The 17249-nt window shown below is 60.2% G+C and carries 10 protein-coding genes and 1 riboswitch; of the genes, 2 read left to right on the top strand and 8 right to left on the bottom strand.

Annotated features, from left to right (window positions below):
• Positions 1-37 precede the first annotated feature (37 nt).
• Together DJ563_RS23390 and DJ563_RS23385 are read right to left on the bottom strand one after the other, a co-directional pair.
• Positions 38-490 carry a DUF1249 domain-containing protein gene (locus DJ563_RS23390; protein WP_027592506.1) on the bottom strand — a complete coding sequence of 151 codons (453 nt, stop codon included), beginning with the start codon at positions 488-490 and terminating at the stop codon, positions 38-40.
• Positions 481-1098, bottom strand: a complete 618-nt coding sequence (locus DJ563_RS23385) for an NUDIX domain-containing protein (RefSeq protein ID WP_033701837.1) — start codon at positions 1096-1098, stop codon at positions 481-483. Before DJ563_RS23385 ends, DJ563_RS23390 begins: the two co-directional genes overlap by 10 nt.
• Positions 1099-1283: 185 nt before the next feature.
• Here DJ563_RS23385 and DJ563_RS23380 point away from each other — a divergent pair, with 185 nt between their 5' ends.
• Complete coding sequence (locus tag DJ563_RS23380; protein WP_274097549.1) at positions 1284-2030, top strand: RsiV family protein; 747 nt, start codon at positions 1284-1286, stop codon at positions 2028-2030.
• On the opposite strand, the gene cytX is transcribed toward DJ563_RS23380, so the two are convergent.
• The gene (gene cytX / locus DJ563_RS23375; RefSeq protein WP_434518413.1) at positions 1999-3282 is read right to left on the bottom strand and encodes a putative hydroxymethylpyrimidine transporter CytX; all 1284 of its coding nucleotides are present in this window, start codon (positions 3280-3282) and stop codon (positions 1999-2001) included. The two genes, DJ563_RS23380 and cytX, sit on opposite strands and share 32 nt — an antisense overlap.
• A gap of 176 nt (positions 3283-3458) precedes the next feature.
• On the bottom strand, positions 3459-5339 hold the full coding sequence (gene thiC / locus DJ563_RS23370) for a phosphomethylpyrimidine synthase ThiC (protein WP_274097547.1): 1881 nt from the start codon (positions 5337-5339) through the stop codon (positions 3459-3461).
• Positions 5340-5495: 156 nt separating this feature from the next.
• Positions 5496-5601, bottom strand: a riboswitch (TPP riboswitch).
• A 160-nt stretch (positions 5602-5761) separates the two neighbouring features.
• On the opposite strand from thiC, the gene DJ563_RS23365 reads away from it, so the two are divergent.
• Positions 5762-7195, top strand: a complete 1434-nt coding sequence (locus DJ563_RS23365) for a TolC family outer membrane protein (RefSeq protein WP_274097546.1) — start codon at positions 5762-5764, stop codon at positions 7193-7195.
• 137 nt (positions 7196-7332) lie between these two features.
• On the opposite strand, the gene DJ563_RS23360 is transcribed toward DJ563_RS23365, so the two are convergent.
• Genes DJ563_RS23360 through DJ563_RS23345 form a run of 4 tightly spaced genes read right to left on the bottom strand, consistent with a single transcriptional unit; the run spans position 7333 to position 17080 of the window.
• Positions 7333-12750 carry a S8 family serine peptidase gene (locus DJ563_RS23360; protein WP_434518412.1) on the bottom strand — a complete coding sequence of 1806 codons (5418 nt, stop codon included), beginning with the start codon at positions 12748-12750 and terminating at the stop codon, positions 7333-7335.
• The gene (locus tag DJ563_RS23355; protein WP_434518411.1) at positions 12747-13517 is read right to left on the bottom strand and encodes a hypothetical protein; all 771 of its coding nucleotides are present in this window, start codon (positions 13515-13517) and stop codon (positions 12747-12749) included. The genes DJ563_RS23360 and DJ563_RS23355 overlap by 4 nt, the downstream gene beginning before the upstream one ends.
• Positions 13518-14936, bottom strand: a complete 1419-nt coding sequence (locus tag DJ563_RS23350; RefSeq protein WP_434518410.1) for an HlyD family type I secretion periplasmic adaptor subunit — start codon at positions 14934-14936, stop codon at positions 13518-13520.
• On the bottom strand, positions 14933-17080 hold the full coding sequence (locus DJ563_RS23345; protein ID WP_434518409.1) for a type I secretion system permease/ATPase: 2148 nt from the start codon (positions 17078-17080) through the stop codon (positions 14933-14935). Before DJ563_RS23345 ends, DJ563_RS23350 begins: the two co-directional genes overlap by 4 nt.
• Positions 17081-17249: the final 169 nt, after the last annotated feature.

Here is a 17249-nt window from a genome sequence, read left to right as displayed (position 1 = left end):
GTGCGAGCAAACACCCGAAGCCGACGCACATCACATTTCAGCGAACGCTTGCCAATTCGTGACCACAGGCCAGGCAGTGGCTCAGCCACTCGCCGAGGAACAGGTTGAGCTGCGCCTTTTCATCGGGCTGGTGCATGCCTGCATTGGGGTACGGGTAGATACTGCGCAGGCGCCGCGCGTGCTCGGCGCTGACCACCTCGGCCATGCGCGCATCGTGGTACACCTGAACCTCCAGGTGCGGCACCGGCAGCCATGGCAAGCTGTGTTCCTGGCGCACGTGCAGCGTGGTGGTATACGGGCAGGCCAGCACCACATCGAGCACCAGCACACCGAGCATCTGATCGCCCTGGGTCATGCCGATGCGACGCGAGCTCTGGGTGGTGCGCATGTCAGGCAACAAGCGCATCAAGCGGGCGTAGTTGGCCTCGCAGGCTGCTTGCAGCCCGACCAGGTCGACCCGATATCGCTCGCGCAGCAGGTTCACTTCCACATACCTCGAACTTCGTCTCTGTTGAGCGCCAGCCACTGCAGGCCAATGATCGTCGCAGCGTTGCAGATACGGCCGTCACGCACCGCCTGCAAGGCATCTTCGAACGACCAGACGCGCACGCGGATGTCCTCGCCCTCTTCTTCCAGGCCATGCAGGCCGCCCGCGCCCTCGCTGGTGCAACGCCCAAGGAACAGATGGACGTATTCGTCACTGCCACCGGGCGACGGGAAGTAGCGGGTCATCGGCCACAAGGCGCTGAAGGTCAGGCCGGCCTCTTCTTCTGCCTCGCGGTGTGCAACCTCTTCAGGCTGCTCGTCCTTGTCGATCAGCCCGGCGACCATCTCGATCAGCCACGGGTTGGCGACCTTGTCGAGGGCGCCGACACGAAACTGCTCGATCAACACCACTTCATCGCGTAGCGGGTCATAAGGCAGCACACAGACCGCATCATGACGCACGAACAGTTCGCGGCTGATCTCGCGGCCCATGCCCCCGGCAAACAGTTCGTGGCGCAGGTGCACCTTGTCGAGCTTGTAGAAGCCCTGGAAGCAGTTGGCCCGCTTGACGATCTCGACCGCCTTGGGGACTGAATTGAGCGTGTCTGACATAGAAATCCTCGTTACCTCATTTACCGCTTCGCGCCATCCTACTCCGCCTGCCGGCCTCTTTCATCCGTTTCCAGCAACCGTTCGCGCACTCGGGACAGCACGCCTTCTGTCTGTTAGCTTAGTGGCGAACTGAAGGCCGCGCCGACGGTCAAAGGCCGACTTTTCCCTGTTCTGCAAGGATCATCATGACACTTGTCAAACTGACTTCCGTGGCCGTGCTGGCACTGGCCCTGAGTGCCTGCCAGAGCCTGTTCACGCCCAATTACCGAGCACCGCTCGAGGTCAAGCGTGACGCCTGGGAGCACGTCAAACCCGGCTGCAGCGAAAGCGACTGCCCCCTGGTGAACATCGACACCATTCACTTCCCCGCCCTGCCCAAACTCGACGGCATCGTCGAACAGCGCCTGCTGCAACTGACCGAAGACAACCAGCGCGGCGCCGCGCCAACCACCTTGCAGGCCTACGAGCAGCAGTACCTGGCCAGCGCCGACAAGCGCAACAGCAGCTACCTGCAGGCCAAGGTACGCGAACAGCATGACGGACTGGTGATCATCGAACTGTCCAGCTACCTGGACAGCGGGGGTGCCCACGGCATGCCGGGGCGTGGTTTCATCAACTATTCGCGCAAGCTGGACAAGGTCCTGACCCTGCAGGACATGCTGGTGCCCGGCCAGGAAGAGACCTTCTGGAAAACCGTCGAAGAGTCGCACCGCGCGTGGATGATCAGCGTGGGCATGGACAAGGACGCCGAATTCATCAAGACCTGGCCCTTCAAGAAGTCGCCGCACGTCGCCCTGACGTACGGCGCGGTGGTGGTCAAGTATGAGGTCTATGCCATCGCGCCCTACTCCATGGGCCATGTAGAGCTGAAGATCCCCTACCCGCGCCTGAACGGCGTGATCAAGCCTGAGCTGTTTCCCGGCCGCGGCTGAAGCTCAGTAGCGCATGCAGCACACCTGCCAGCACCAGCGCTGGCAGGGTCGCACCCAGGTCCGGCGCTTGCGCGGCGATCAGATGATAAGCCGCCACCCCCACGGCCCAGGCCAGCAACGCCTGCCAGTGCAAGCCATCGATCTGCGCCGGCAAACGGCGGCGGCGGATCACGTAGTGGTCCATCAGCACCACGCCGAACAACGGTGCGAACACCGAACCGATCAGCAGCAGGAAGTTTTCGTACTGGGCCAGCGGCGCCAGCAGGGCGATCAGGGTGCACAGCACGCCGATGGCCAGCGCCAGATGCTCGACCTTCAGTGGCAGAAGTACACCGGTTGAAACCGCTGCCGAATGGATATCGGCGAAGGCCTTTTCCGACTCATCCAGCAGAATGAGCAGCAGCGCAATACCCATGCCGGCGCCAGCCAGGGCCAGCAGCAGGGCATTGACTTCGCCGCTGGCGGCAAAGGCCAGGGTGTAGGCCACGCCCAAGCTCATCAGCCAGGTGTTGCCGATAAAGTACCCAACTACCGTGCCGCCGAACACATGCTTGCCATTGCGGGCGAAGCGCGAGTAGTCGGCGATCAACGGCAACCAGGACAGCGGCATGGCGATGACGATGTCAAAACCCACCGCCAGCGACATCGAGCCATCCCCGGCGCGGCTCCACAGCTCAGCCAAGTCGGCCTTGGCAAACAGGTTCCAGGTCAGCCACACGCAAGCGCCCATCAACAACCAGATGCCCCAGGCGCGCAGCACCTTGCGCACGAAGGCCAGTGGCCCGCTGACTGCCAACACAGTGGCCAGCGCACCGAAGCACAGTGTCCACAGCACCGGGCTGTTCCAGGCACTGTCTTCACCGAAGGCCCGCGCGCCCAGCAGGCTGGCGGCATCGCGCATGACGATGATCTCGAAGGCGCCCCAACCGACCAGTTGCAGCAGGTTGAGCAGTGCCGGCAAACGCGCGCCATGGCTGCCCAGGCTCAGGCGCAGGGTGCCCATGGCGGACAGGCCGGTGTCGCTGCCGATAACCCCGGCAGCCCCCAGCAACAGCACACCCACACCAGTGCCCAGCGCGATGGCCAGTACCGCGCCGGCGAGGCCCAGGCCTGGCGCCAGCATGGCGCCGACCTGCAGCACCATCAGGCCGATACCGAGGGAGAACCACAGCGCGAACAGGTCGCGTGCGCCGAAGATGCGTTGCTGGGTGGGGACCGGGTGGTCGGGAGAGAATTGGCTGGGGGTGGTCATGCTTGCAGACACTCGGCATTAAAGGTGGTTGAACACGGTCGCTGTAGGAGCGGCCTTGCGTCGCGAAAGGGGCGCGAAGCGGCCCCCCGGTTTCAGCTTCGCCGCTGATAGTGCCGGGGCCGCTTCGCGACCCTTTTCGCGACGCAAGGCCGCTCCTACAGAGGGCAGTTTTGCAGTCAGACTTTTTTGTACAGCTGGCTGCCTTCCTGGCGGAACCGCTCGGCCTGCTCACGCATGCCATCTGCAACCGTCACGTCCACGGTTTCGATCTTGGCGGCGTATTCACGCACTTCCTGGGTGATCTTCATCGAGCAGAACTTCGGCCCGCACATCGAACAGAAGTGCGCGACCTTGGCCGACTCCTTGGGCAGGGTCTCGTCGTGGTACGCGCGGGCAGTGTCCGGGTCCAGGCCAAGGTTGAACTGGTCCTCCCAACGGAATTCGAAACGCGCCTTGGACAAGGCGTTGTCACGAATCTGCGCGCCCGGGTGGCCCTTGGCAAGGTCGGCGGCATGGGCGGCGATCTTGTAGGTGATGATGCCGGTCTTGACGTCGTCCTTGTTCGGCAGGCCCAGGTGCTCCTTGGGCGTCACGTAGCAGAGCATGGCGCAACCGAACCAGCCGATCATCGCCGCGCCGATACCCGAAGTGATGTGGTCGTAACCCGGCGCAATGTCAGTGGTCAGCGGGCCGAGGGTGTAGAACGGCGCCTCGTCGCAGCATTCCAGCTGCTTGTCCATGTTCTCCTTGATCAACTGCATCGGCACGTGGCCTGGGCCTTCGATCATGCACTGCACGTCATGCTTCCAGGCGATCTTGGTCAGTTCGCCAAGGGTTTCCAGCTCACCGAACTGTGCAGCGTCGTTGGCGTCGGCGATCGAGCCCGGGCGCAGGCCGTCGCCCAGCGAGAAGCTGACGTCGTAGGCCTTCATGATTTCGCAGATTTCGTTGAAGTGGGTGTACAGGAAGTTTTCCTGGTGATGCGCCAGGCACCACTTGGCCATGATCGAGCCACCCCGGCTGACGATGCCGGTGACACGCTTGGCGGTCAGCGGCACATAACGCAGCAGCACGCCAGCATGGATGGTGAAGTAGTCCACGCCCTGCTCGGCCTGCTCGATCAGGGTGTCGCGGAACAGCTCCCAGGTCAGGTCTTCGGCGACGCCGCCGACTTTCTCCAGGGCTTGGTAGATCGGCACGGTACCGATCGGCACCGGCGAGTTACGGATGATCCACTCGCGGGTTTCGTGAATGTGCTTGCCGGTGGACAGGTCCATGACCGTGTCCGAGCCCCAGCGAATGCCCCAGGTCAACTTGGCCACTTCTTCCTCGATCGAGGAGCCCAGCGCACTGTTGCCGATGTTGCCGTTGATCTTCACCAGGAAGTTGCGGCCGATGATCATCGGCTCCAGCTCGGTGTGGTTGATGTTGGCCGGGATGATCGCGCGGCCGCGGGCGATTTCTTCGCGGACGAATTCGGGGGTGATTTCTTTCGGGATGTTGGCGCCGAAGCTGTGGCCGGCGTGCTGCTGGTCGAGCAGGCCGGCAGCACGGGCTTCCTGCAGCTTCATGTTCTCGCGGATGGCCACGTATTCCATCTCGGCGGTGATGATGCCCTGGCGGGCGTAGTGCATCTGCGAGACGTTGACGCCAGCCTTGGCGCGGCGCGGGTTGCGCACGTGGTTGAAGCGCAGCTTGGCCAGCTCTGCATCGTTCAGGCGCTGTTGGCCGAAGTTCGAGGTCAGGCCGCCCAGCCGCTCGGTGTCGCCGCGGGCGTCGATCCAGGCCGAACGGACGTCGGCCAGGCCCTTGCGCACGTCGATGATGACGTTGGGGTCGGTGTACGGGCCGGAAGTGTCATAGACCAGCACCGGGGCATTGGTTTCGCCGCCGAAGTCGGTCGGGGTGTCGTGCAGGCTGATTTCGCGCATGGGCACGCGGATGTCCGGGCGAGAGCCCTCGACATAGACCTTGCGCGAACGGGGGAACGGTTGCACGGACTGCTGATCGACTTGTGCCGACTCGCTGAGGTTGATCGTTTTTTCTTGTTTGCTCATCACGGGCTCTCCAGACAGCTTCCTAGCGGATGGAATGTCGGGGAGAACCTGAAAGACGCGGACGCACCCAGAGATGGATGCAGTGCCGGACATGGGGGTGCCTTGCGCTTTTTACAGCGGCGACAATCCCGGACCTGGCACAAGAGGCTCATCGGGAAAGCGAGCAATCTTGTTCCCTACGCAGGCGCTAACCTGATCAGGTTCAACGGGATCCGGAACTTCCGATCTCAGCCTTTGCAACAAGGCACCCCGACAAGAACATGCGCAGTCTAGACTGGAGTGGCCGGCAAAGCCAAGCGGGTAAATGCGGGGATGATGAAAGGCGCACTGGGCGATTGTTGCCGGGGGCGCATGGCACTACACTGGCCCATCGCTCGATACTCAACAGTTCAGTAATTAATTTTCGTACAAGGATTGCCTCTATGCTGCGCAAACTCTCACTGGCGATAGCCGTGTCTTGTGCGTCCAACGGAGTGGTCTGGGCAGCGGATGTGCCCATGACGGTGAAGACCGACCTGGTCAGCGTCTACCAGGAGGCGGTCGACAACAACGCCGACCTTGCAGCGGCCCGCGCCGATTATGGCGCCCGCCGCGAGGTGGTACCGCAGGCCCGCGCCGGGCTGCTGCCGAACCTGTCGGCCAGCGCCGAAATGTTGAACACCCGTACCAAGCTCGACGAACCGTCGATGACTTCCAACCGCAGCGGCAACTCCTGGAGTGCGACCCTGGCGCAGCCGGTGTTCCGTGCCGACCGCTGGTTCCAGTTGCAGGCCGCCGAGGCGGTCAACGAGCAGGCAGCGCTTGAGCTGTCTGCCACCGAGCAGAACCTCATTCTGCAGACGGCGCAAAACTATTTTGCGGTGCTGCGCGCCCAGGACAACCTGGCCGCGACCAAGGCTGAAGAATCGGCCTTCAAGCGCCAGCTCGACCAGTCCAACGAGCGTTTCGACGTGGGCCTTTCCGACAAGACCGACGTCTTGCAGTCCCAGGCCAGCTACGACACCGCCCGGGCCAACCGGATCATCGCCGAGCGCCAGGTACAGGATGCCTTCGAAGCCCTGGTAACCCTGACCAACCGCGAATACGCATCGATCCAGGGCGTCGTCCACACCCTGCCGATTCAGGTGCCCACGCCCAACGATGCCAAAGCCTGGGTCGAGACCGCCGGGCGGCAGAACCTCAACCTGCTGGCGACCAACTACGCCGTCAACGCCGCTGAAGAAACCCTGCGCCAGCGCAAGGCCGGCCATGCCCCGACCCTGGATGCGGTGGCCAAGTACCAGAAGGGTGACAACGACAGCCTCGGCTTCACCAACCCTTCGCAACTGGGCGTGCGTTACAGCGGCGACGTCGAGCAGACCAGCATCGGCCTGCAGCTGAACATTCCGATCTACAGCGGCGGCCTGACCAGTTCGCAAGTGCGCGAGGCCTACCAGCGCCTGAGCCAGAGCGAGCAACAGCGCGAAAGCCTGCGCCGCCAGGTGGTAGAGAACACGCGCAACCTGCACCGTGCGGTGAATACCGATGTGGAACAGGTGCAGGCGCGCAAGCAGTCGATCATTTCCAACCAGAGCGCGCTGGAAGCCACCGAAATCGGCTACCAGGTCGGTACCCGAAACATCGTCGACGTGCTCGACGCCCAACGCCAGCTGTACACCTCGGTGCGTGACTACAACAACAGCCGCTATGACTACATTCTCGACAACCTGAGCCTCAAGCAAGCGGCGGGCACCCTGAGCCCGCAAGACCTGCAGGACCTGGGGCGGTATCTGAAACCGGACTACAACCCGGACAAGGACTTCCTGCCACCAGACCTGGCGGCAGCTGCAGCGAAGAACTTCGAACGCAGGCCTTGAGATGCGTAGGGCTTCTTCGCGGGCATAACCGCTCCCTATGGGATCACGCATTGCTTAGGAACTGCGCGATCCCTGTAGGAGCGGGCTTGCCCGCGATAGGGCCATCAAACACCACCGCAGCCACAACTGGACCGCGACTAAGCAGCGATGGCAATCGTCGATTCAATATGCTGAGCAGACACATCCCCGAATAATGCAGAACCAGCAGGCTTCGGGGCGAATGCAGCCATCGCATCAACAAGGTTCCCCAGGCTCGGTAGCGACTGCTCGGCAGCAAACAGAGACACCTCTGCTGACAGGGCTACAGTTTCAGGTACGGCGCCTCCTTCAGACGTCACTACGGCCGGCTGCGCAAAAATGAAGTCCTCTGCTGTCACTTGAGCCACTTCAAGCGCATCCAGGTACAGCAGCTTCACAACACCTCCCTGCCCCGCCGTACTTTGAGTCTCAACTTCCACACCGTGTATTTGGGCAAATCCATTGAGTTCGAAGCGTTCGGACTTACTGATCTGCAAATCTTCGATACGGCTGATGCCCACTTGGCTCAGGTCTATCTTGTCGATACCGTGTCTGAACCCCCGCAACGTGTTCTTGTAGTCACTCACCCCTTCTTGTTTCACTACCTCGAACACGCTGGGTGAAACCGTTGCCGGGGTGTAGATGGTGCCCGTCAGAGAAGCCACCAACTGCCCTGACTCGTCGCTCGCCAGCGACACACCTCCCGCACCGCCGCTGAGCAACACATTTGCACTGACCGGCGCTGGCTTCTGCCCTTCAGGGCTACCCTCGAAGTAACCCGGCGGGGCTGTGAATACATCAAGAAAGCGGAAATTGGTTGGCTTCAGTTCGGCGATGGCCCTATCCACAAGCTTCAGTGTCTGCCCACTTCCAAGATCCAGCACAGCTACAGTGCCGTCCTGCCGCATCTGCAGGTCTGCAAACCCGCGGCTGCCAAACCCGACCAGGTCAATCACTTCGCGAGAAGTCTCAAAGTGCTCAAGCACATCGTTGCCGGCTGCGCGCCTGTGGATAACGTAGCAGTCAGTGCCCTCCCCACCCTTGAGCAGGTTGTATCCACGCCCGCCATCGAGCAATGCTCCGGCAGCTCCAGCAACCAAGGTATCGTCGCCATCACCACTGATAATGTTCTGCACCGAGCCAGGGCTCATGGTCAGCTCTGTCCCGGCAATATTGGCACTGCCGCTGTTCAAATCCACCAGAATGCTGCTACTCACGGCCGCAGCATTCAACGTGTTACGCCCGCCAACGGTGCCATTGGTTGCATCGTCAAGCTGCGCCCGCACTGCGTTTTCTGCCACCAGACCTGCGTATTCATCTGTGAAGTAATAAACATCATCGAGGGTGCTGGGGCTACCCGCGAGACGCAACGTCCAACGATCGAGCGTTATCGGCAGGCCAGCGTCAGCGTTGCGCACTTCAAGCGTCCATGCCCCACTTGAGCGCTCTGCGCGATGATGGGTCGACATGAAGCCATAGGTGAAATCCCCCGAACGCGAATTACCAAGGTCCTCATCACCAGAGCTCGGAGCCTTCCCCGCCCGGTCAAGCAGCACACTGCGTGTCCCACCGGGCGACACCAACGTTAGCGTCATGTCGCCAAGACGTCCGACCGTGGAGTGGACATCGACCTCTACATGCTCCACCAGAACATCAGCCGGCATGATCAAAGACAGCGTAGCGACCTGCCCCGCAACTATCTGCCGGGCCAGTGGTTCGCTGCTGGCGGTCAACTGCCGCTCATTGGCCTTGGTCGCCTGGTTGCCCCACGACTCGGCGAGGCGTACTGCCGCACGTGCGTCGATCATGCCGAAACCATAGTCGTGGCTTGGGCGCATGCCGCCGCCATTCCAGTTATGCCCGGCGTTGTAAGCCCATTGAGTAGAGGCGTCATCCACTTTGCGCGCAGACAATGCAAGGATCTGCTGCACATCCCGGTAACCAAGCCCAGGGTTGGCCTGTAGCATCAACGCCACCACGCCTGAAACAATAGGCGCGGCGAAGCTGGTGCCCTGCGTCGTGCTGTAGGCACTGCCCACCGTCGCACCGCGCTCCGCCTCGAGGCTCACGCCACTGGACAACACGTGGCTGCCGGGTGCGGCGACCAACAAACTGGAACCTGGATTCGAAAAAGGTGCGCTAGCGGCTTGCAGCACAGAGAGATCCGCCTTTGCATTGATGGCCGCCACCTCGATGGCATGGCGGTTGTTATTGGTCAGCGACCCCTGCGCACTGCCACCTTTCTCACGCTGGTTGCCGCCAGAGGCAACTACGACAGTACCCAGCCCGCCTCGGCCATTGGTGGCCGCAAGGGTAGTGCTGAAGGCTAGCGCCAAAGCGGTATCGACCTTGCCTTCCGGGACATTGCCGAGCGCGAAATCGGTTGTGAATCCCCAGCTGTTGTTGGCAACGTCGTAATTGACCATCCGCCCCAGGGTAGTCAAGTCGTCACCTTTGTTGGCCAGGTAATGCCCGCCAATCGTCGCATCATAGGCCACACCGATACCGCCTTGGTCATTGCGCGCACCTACCATGATACCTGCCACTTGAGTGGCATGATTGGACGCCAGCGCAGGCAGCGTCCCGTTGGTGCGCTGGGTCTCAAGCCAGATACCATCGATATTCGGCTTGAGATCGGGGTGCTCGATATCGAAAATTTCCGGAGCGACCGCAAATTCACCGCCCGGCTCGAACTGGCCAATCCTCACACCCTTGCCCGTGAAATCCCGCCAGACAGGTAGAACATCGATTTCACCGAGGTACCACTGCCGCGCCGACAGCGGGTCACTGGGCGATTGTTCGTGACGCAACGTCACCGTCGCGCGCAAGGGGGCCGTCGCACCGCTGCCGACCTCGGTCACGCCCAAGGACGCGTTGCCAGCAGCATCAACCAAGTCGTAGCGGAAGCTGACATCACCGTCATGGCCGGGCAACGGCGTTACTTCCACATCCCCCTGCTCATTCAAGCGTACTGTGGCGCCCTTGCCATCGCTCACCGACGCAATGCGCAACGGCCCGCTGCTGTAGAGCGGCTGGTCGTTGGCCAGCAGCGTCGCGGCAGGGACCACCAGCGCGGTTTCAGTGGTGGCGAACGCAACCAGTTGCTCCGGTGCCAGCCTGTCGCCAATCGGCAAAGCGCCGGTGCCCATAAGATCGACAGCAGCAATGTCGGCGAAGCTCAGTTTCTGGATGTTGCTGAGGGTGAGGCGGCCGTCTCGCCCCGCAACAGTGTCGGTGATCTGGTAACCGGACTCGGTGCGTGTGATCACGTATTCATCATGTGCGCCATGCACGCTGACTAGGTTGGTGCCTGCACCGCCGTCGATCATGGCATCACCGCGGCCGGCTTCAATTACGTCATCGGCCGCCCCTCCGATAATCCGGTCAGCGCCACCGCCCGCGTAAATGATGCTACCGCCCGCCGAGGCCTGGATACGGTCACCCTTGGGCCCTGCGTAGATCACGGACTTGCCGGTACCGCCAAAAATAGTGTTGCGGCCACTGCCACCGGCCAGCACATCGTTGCCCCCGCCGCCCATCAGCACGCTGTCGCCCGAGCCGCCCTTGATGAAAACACCGCGTTGACCGCCGCTGGCGATGATGTCCCTACCCCGCCCTCCTTGCGCGATGGTCAACCCGGCCTTGGCCATGTTCAGGCCTACACCTTCCTCTCCCACGATCAGTGCCGTGTCGCGCCCGCCATTGCCGTGCATGTTCGCCCAGTCATCGCTGGCGCTGATCACGAACACATCGTCGCCCGCCCCACCGTTATAGGTGTTGCTACCGCCGCCACCGACCAGCCAGCTGCCACCGGGAGCAGCCGTCAGCACATCATCGCCGGCTGCGCCGTACAGGGTGTCCACACCAAGCACCGAGGCGTCCAGCGCAGTGCCTTGAGGGTGCTGGCTGACAAAGGCGCGGCGGGAGGAGGTTCCACTCGAGGAGGTCAGTACGGTGCTGCCATCCAAGGCTTCGGCCCGATTGCCGACGGTATCGGCAAGGAACTTCACCGCCAGGACTTCCCGGTCCGCACCGTTGATGGTGAATGCGCCACGAGCGGTAACCTGGTTGCCCAGGCGCACCTCATTCAATACCTGGCGTTCAGCAAACTTGATCTGGGAAATACCATGCTCCTGCAGCGCCTTCAGCTCTCCTGTATCGGCACGCCCGTCGTGGTTGCCGTCGACCCAGACTTTCAATTGTGCCCAGATGGCATCCTCAGCGTTGATGACGCCATCGGCATTGGCATCCACGCTTGCCAACGCGGCGAAGCCATCCTTGAACGGTGTTTCACCCGATGCGCCGGCGGTGCCGGCATTGCCACCGTAGTACTCGGAGAACAGCTGGCTGATATTGCTGACCTGGCCCGAGCCATCGTCATGCACCAGCATGCCTGTTTGTCGGTCAGCCCAGCCGGTGCGACGCAGTGAACCACTGTGATCGACATCGAACAGCACGCCATCTTCGATGCCCGTCAGGCCCACGCCCTTACCGCTCAGGTCGAGTAACAGCGGGTCGACGAAAGTGTTCACCGTGGTCATTGCCGCCAGGCCGTTCAGGACCACGGCATTGCGCAGGCTGAAGTCGGGTTGTTCGCTGTCATCACGGTAGAACTGCGACAGGTGCTGGTTGGGGCGCACGTTGGGGTCACGCTGCAATTCGCCGGGGCGTATGCCACCCGTGGCCAGGCTGCCCATCTGGGCGGAGGTGAAATCGGTGTTTTCGAGGGTCTTATCGGTGAAGGCGATGCTGTGGGTGAGATGGCGATCGACGTAGCCTTCGGAGACATCGTTGCGGATGTCGTCCTGGCCCTGGAGGTCGCGGCGGGATTCGGTAGTGGGGGTTATCTCGATTTTAAGCGTTTCAGCTGAAGATGGGACAGAGCTATTCCAACGCTCAATACTCGCGTCAATTGAGTTTAAAGCTGATGTAGCTGCTGCCCCTATTAAATCTGGCACGCCCGATAATGATTCGATTCTGGACAGCCACTCTCTCGCAAGCGAGCTAGACTTGGCCGGCGCAATGGCGCTTGCCATTGCCATCATTCGATGAGTATGGAAAGACAGGGAAACCTCACCCGATAACTCCCCAGCCGAAGAAAGTACGAGCCCCCAATAAGCTTCCCGATGAGCCTCGTGCATAATCTCAAACACAGGATTTAGGGTCCAAGCCTTGGGAGAATAACCGTGAACAACAAACACCCTCGCATGAAACTCGGCAACTTCACCTTGCCGTACCTGTTCAACAATTGAACCATTTGAAGCTTTAACCTCGAGAACTCTCAAATATTCACTTGCCATTGCCACCCGAATCACATTCACATCACTATCAGACATAGGGAGGCCGGCATCAGCGGCAACGACTTTCATATAGTTTATTGCTGCAACGCCGGCCACCGACTCCCCTCGAGCAACGCCATTTGCAAGTACTGCGTACTTATCTCCCTTTGCTGCCAGCAGGTCATACATTGCTGACGGCCCCTTACTTTCAAGGGCAGCACGCGCTTCATCAATATCAGCCATTTCAACTTTAATCATCTAGCATCTCCACACCTTATACCTAGCAAAATAAAACCCTCAACAGCACTGGCCACACGCTTCCACTCTTTAAGTTGACTTCGTAGAAAGCGCAAACTTACAAGAGCGCGCTTATCAGCCAATAGAAATTTTAAACTGCAAAATGACTCACCTCCCCGATACCCCCTAACACAAGCGATAACGTACTTCACACGCCCTCCCTCTTGCGCCCAGTAATAGTCTTCCTTGTGATTAGGTAGCGCACTATTAACCCCTTCCACATGATGCAACTCGACATGCTTGTCGTATGTTGCCTGCTCCACGACACTGACGGGAGTTGCACGAAGGTAAACATCAAGCACTTTCTTCAAACCCGCTTCGCCATGAACCCAAGGCTCAATCGCTGTGGTGACACCAGTAAAGCTAAAGGAGGTAGCCTCACCGAAAGAAACAGGTTTAATTTCCGGCCAACTCATCGCCATATAAAGCGACACTAAATTTGCGTCACATCCTTTTTTGTTTTCGGTAAAACCTGGCTCCCAAGAACTTTTACCCTCATATTCCGGCCAATAAATCATGTATTCCCTTGGGAATTCGTACACAAGTCCCGAAAGCTTGCCGCACACCATAGGGTCAACGACCCTTCTCCCCTTTACTTCCCAGGATTCTGAAAACACAACCCCAAAAACGATACAACCCCCTAAAGCCAACAAAAGCACACCACTACAAATCCTTAGTACGCACCACGTAGCTCGACACAAAGCAACAGTGACGTTCGCATAATGCATTTATCGCTCCCCCAGACTTTCTTGAACATGCCTCTGCAGCGGACTCAGGAAATAACTTATAATTTTGCGCCTATCTACAATTACCTCTGCGCGCACAGACATACCCGCTGTTAGCAGCATATCCTTACCCCCGACACGTAGAGCCTTCTCACCCAGCTTGATCCGAGCGCTGTAAACCAAACCTCGTCGCTCATCTTCAATGGCATCATCGGAAATACTCAGCACTTCCCCAGGCACAATTCCATACTTGGTGAACGTAAAGGTTTCGACCTTCACCTCCACGGCCTGCCCCGGATAGACAAAGCCGATGTCCTTGTTCTCAACTTTCACTTCCACTTCCACCGGCTGCCCCGTTGGCACGATCACCATCAGTGCCTGCGCAGGCGTAACAACGCCGCCCTGCGTGTGAATGGCGAGTTGCTGGACAGTGCCATCCACAGGCGATGTCAGCGCCTTGAGGCGGTGACGTTGTTCGGCTTTATTCAATTCCTGACCCAACGTTGCAATACGCCGTTCTGCATCACCGAACAGGTCGAGCATGGAGCGCCGCAATTGGGCGATGGCACCTGCGCGGCGGTGTTGCCCAGCCAGCCGGGCAGCGTTCAGCTCCTCGATGCGCGAGTGCTGGATAGCCAGTTCACGCTCCTGCTCCAGGCGGGCCTGTTCCTTTTCCAGGTAGGTGTGCTTGGCTACCGCTGACTCGCTGAACAGCTGCTTGTAATCCGCTGTGAGCTGGCGGGTGATCACCGACAGTTGCTCAAGTGCCTGTGCACGCGCTTGAGCAGAACGGATCTCGGCTTCCCGCTGGCCGATCTCGGCATCGGCCTGCTGCAACGTGGCCCGCAATTCAAAGTATTGCCCCTCCAACCAACGCTGGGCGCTTGCTTGCTGCCCGGGGGTGGCCAGGGGGATCAGCGGTGCGAGGGAGGCAGGCGCCTCGCCACTTTCCAGCGCACTTAACAGCGTGCTGGCCCGCGCCTGGTCTATCTGCGCTGCCAGCAGTTCGCTGCCCAGGCGCTTGATATCCGCTTCGGTCAACTGCCCTTCCAGCTCGACCAGCACATCGCCTTTGCGCACCGCCTGACCATCTACTACATGGATCGCCTGCACCACCGCGACCTCGCTGGCCTGTATCAGCTTGCTTCTGCCACTGGGCACGATCCTGCCCTCGGCACTGGCAACTACGTCGATCTCACCGATACAGGCCCAGGCCAATGCCAAGGCGACGAACGTCAGCAGGCTCCACTGCAGGTAGCGCGGCAAGGGATGCACCGGCGTTTCCTGCAGAGAGAGTGCCGCTGGCAAAAAGGCCAGTTCGTCACACTCACGCAGTGGGCCGTCCATGCTCTGACGGCATCGCCAGGCCCCTCGCCAGGCGTCCCGATAACGCTCGACAAGGTCTCTGAACGCTGCGCTCACAGGGCCGCCCCAAGCTGTAGTCGATGCAAGTAGGCGTAGGTGCCTTGGGAGTCGCCCAAAAGCTCCTCATGAGCCCCTTGCTCGATGATCTGCCCGCGCTCCATGACCACGATGCGGTCGGCATGCCGCACCGCAGACAACCGGTGGGCAATGATGATCACCGTGCGCTGTGCGCAGATATGCGCCATGTTCTGTTGGATGATCCGTTCGGACTCATAGTCCAACGCACTGGTGGCTTCGTCGAAGATCAAGATGCGTGGGTTGCCGAACAGCGCCCGGGCGATGGCTATACGCTGTCGCTGCCCGCCCGACAGGCTGGCGCCGTGCTCACCAACCAAGGTCTCGTAGCCATCCGGCAGTTCGAGGATGAACGCGTGGGCGCCCGCCAACGTCGCTGCGGCGATGACCTCTTCGAGCGGTGCCGCAGGGTTGCCGAGCGCGATGTTCTCGCGCACGGTGCGCCGGAAAAGCATGTTTTCCTGCAGCACCACCCCGATCTGCCGACGCAGCGAAGCCACATCGGCTACTGCCAGGTCTGCACCATCGAGCAATATCCGTCCCCGTTCAGGCGAGTGCAGCCTTTGAATCAGGCGTGTCAGCGTGCTCTTGCCAGACCCCGACCGGCCGACAACGCCGATCACTTCACCGGCTGCGATCTTCAGGCTGACATCACGCAGGACCTCGCCACCGTCCTGTCGATAGCGAAAGCACACACGGTCGAGCTCGATCTGCCCTGCAAGCGCAGGCAGCACCGTGCCCTTGCCCTGATTGACTTCGGTGCGATTGTTGAGGATGTCGCCCAGGCGCTGGATCGATACGCCGGTCTGCTGGAAGCTGGTCCAGAGTTGCGCCAACCGGATGATGGGTTGCGACACACGCCCTGCAAGCATGTTGAAAGCGATCAGTTCGCCCACCGTGAGCTCACCATCGATGACCAGGCGTGCCCCGAGCCACAGCGTGCCAACTGTGACCAGCTTGCCGATCAGGCCGACGCTTTCGTTCGCCAGGTTGGAAAGGTTCTGGGTCTTGAAACTGGCCGATACATACGCGGCCAACTGATTGTTCCAGCGTCGAGCGATCTGCGGCTCCACCGCCATCGCTTTAAGTGTGTCGATGCCGTTCACTGCCTCCACCAGAAAAGCCTGGTTCTCGGCGCCGCGCTGAAAACTCTGATCGATCCGCGCCCGCAACAGCGGGGTAACCACCAAGGACACCAGAAAATACAAAGGCAGCGAGGCAACGACCATCAACGTCAGCCACCCGCTGTAAAGGAACATCACAGCGATGAAAACCACTGTGAAGAGCACATCCAGCAGCAAGGTGATGCTGTTGTTGGTCAGGAAGCTTCGGATGTTTTCCAGCTCTCTCACTCGGGCCACCGAGTCGCCCACTCGTCGCGCTTGAAAGTAGGCCAGCGGCAGTTCTATCAGGTGACCGAACAACTTGGCACCCAGTTCGACGTCGATTCTTGACGCCGTGTGGGCCGCCACATAGGCGCGCAATCCGCTGAGCAAGGATTCGAACAGGACGATGACCAGTAAACCCAGCGCAATCACGTCCAGTGTCGTCAGCCCGCGATGCACAAGCACTTTGTCCATCACCACCTGGAAGAAAAGCGGTGTCAGCAAAGCGAGCACTTGGATGACCAAGGAAACGACCAGTACTTCAGCAAGAAGCCGCCTGTACTTCACCACCGCCGGAATGAACCAGGTCAGGTCGAAACGCGACAGCCCATGAGGCAACTGGGCATCGGAACGGACCAAGATCAGCTCGCCACTCCAGCGGGCGGCGAGCTCATCAAAGGTCAGGGTCTGTGGCGCCGGGACATGCGGGTCTTGCACCAGTACTCGCTGATCTTCAACCCGCGCAATGATGAAATACTCACCGAGGTTGTCAACGGCAATGGCGGGCAGCGGTGTATGCTGCAGCCGATTTAGGTTGATGTTTCGGTGTTTGGCCTTGAGCCCTAGTTGGCTGAAAACGCGAAGTATCGTGAGACTCGAAAACTTTTCACCCGGCGTTGCATGAGTGTGAAGCAACTGTTCGGGAGAGACGGCCACGTTGTGAAAGCGCGACAGCATGACCAGGCAAGCCAACCCGCTATCGATAGACTTGGCGTTATAGCCATCAGATAAATCCGGCATTACACCACCTCATGTAAAAACAACACGAGGGGATACTAGACCGAAACAATAGGACAAGCGTCCTACAACAGTCCGACTAAGTAGTGGGAAGCTTCTGACTAAATAATGTTAATCGTAGGAAACTTCCGATTGACAATAAAATTCGTGTAGGAAGGCTCTCATTTATGTG

Origin of the sequence: Pseudomonas sp. NFX1 (assembly GCF_051123555.1) — a bacterium.
Lineage (GTDB): Bacteria > Pseudomonadota > Gammaproteobacteria > Pseudomonadales > Pseudomonadaceae > Aquipseudomonas > Aquipseudomonas capeferrum.
Note: the sequence above shows the minus strand (reverse complement) of the source record. Positions and strands in the feature narration are given on the sequence as shown.

Bases quoted from the DNA above. Each gene is read 5' to 3' on its own strand.
- DJ563_RS23385 (WP_033701837.1), bottom strand. From the start codon at position 1,098: ATGTCAGACACGCTCAATTCAGTCCCCAAGGCGGTCGAGATCGTCAAG.
- DJ563_RS23380 (WP_274097549.1), top strand. From the start codon at position 1,284: ATGACACTTGTCAAACTGACTTCCGTGGCCGTGCTGGCACTGGCCCTG.
- cytX (WP_434518413.1), bottom strand. From the start codon at position 3,282: ATGACCACCCCCAGCCAATTCTCTCCCGACCACCCGGTCCCCACCCAG.
- thiC (WP_274097547.1), bottom strand. From the start codon at position 5,339: ATGAGCAAACAAGAAAAAACGATCAACCTCAGCGAGTCGGCACAAGTC.
- DJ563_RS23365 (WP_274097546.1), top strand. From the start codon at position 5,762: ATGCTGCGCAAACTCTCACTGGCGATAGCCGTGTCTTGTGCGTCCAAC.
- DJ563_RS23360 (WP_434518412.1), bottom strand. From the start codon at position 12,750: ATGATTAAAGTTGAAATGGCTGATATTGATGAAGCGCGTGCTGCCCTT.
- DJ563_RS23355 (WP_434518411.1), bottom strand. From the start codon at position 13,517: ATGCATTATGCGAACGTCACTGTTGCTTTGTGTCGAGCTACGTGGTGC.
- DJ563_RS23345 (WP_434518409.1), bottom strand. From the start codon at position 17,080: ATGCCGGATTTATCTGATGGCTATAACGCCAAGTCTATCGATAGCGGG.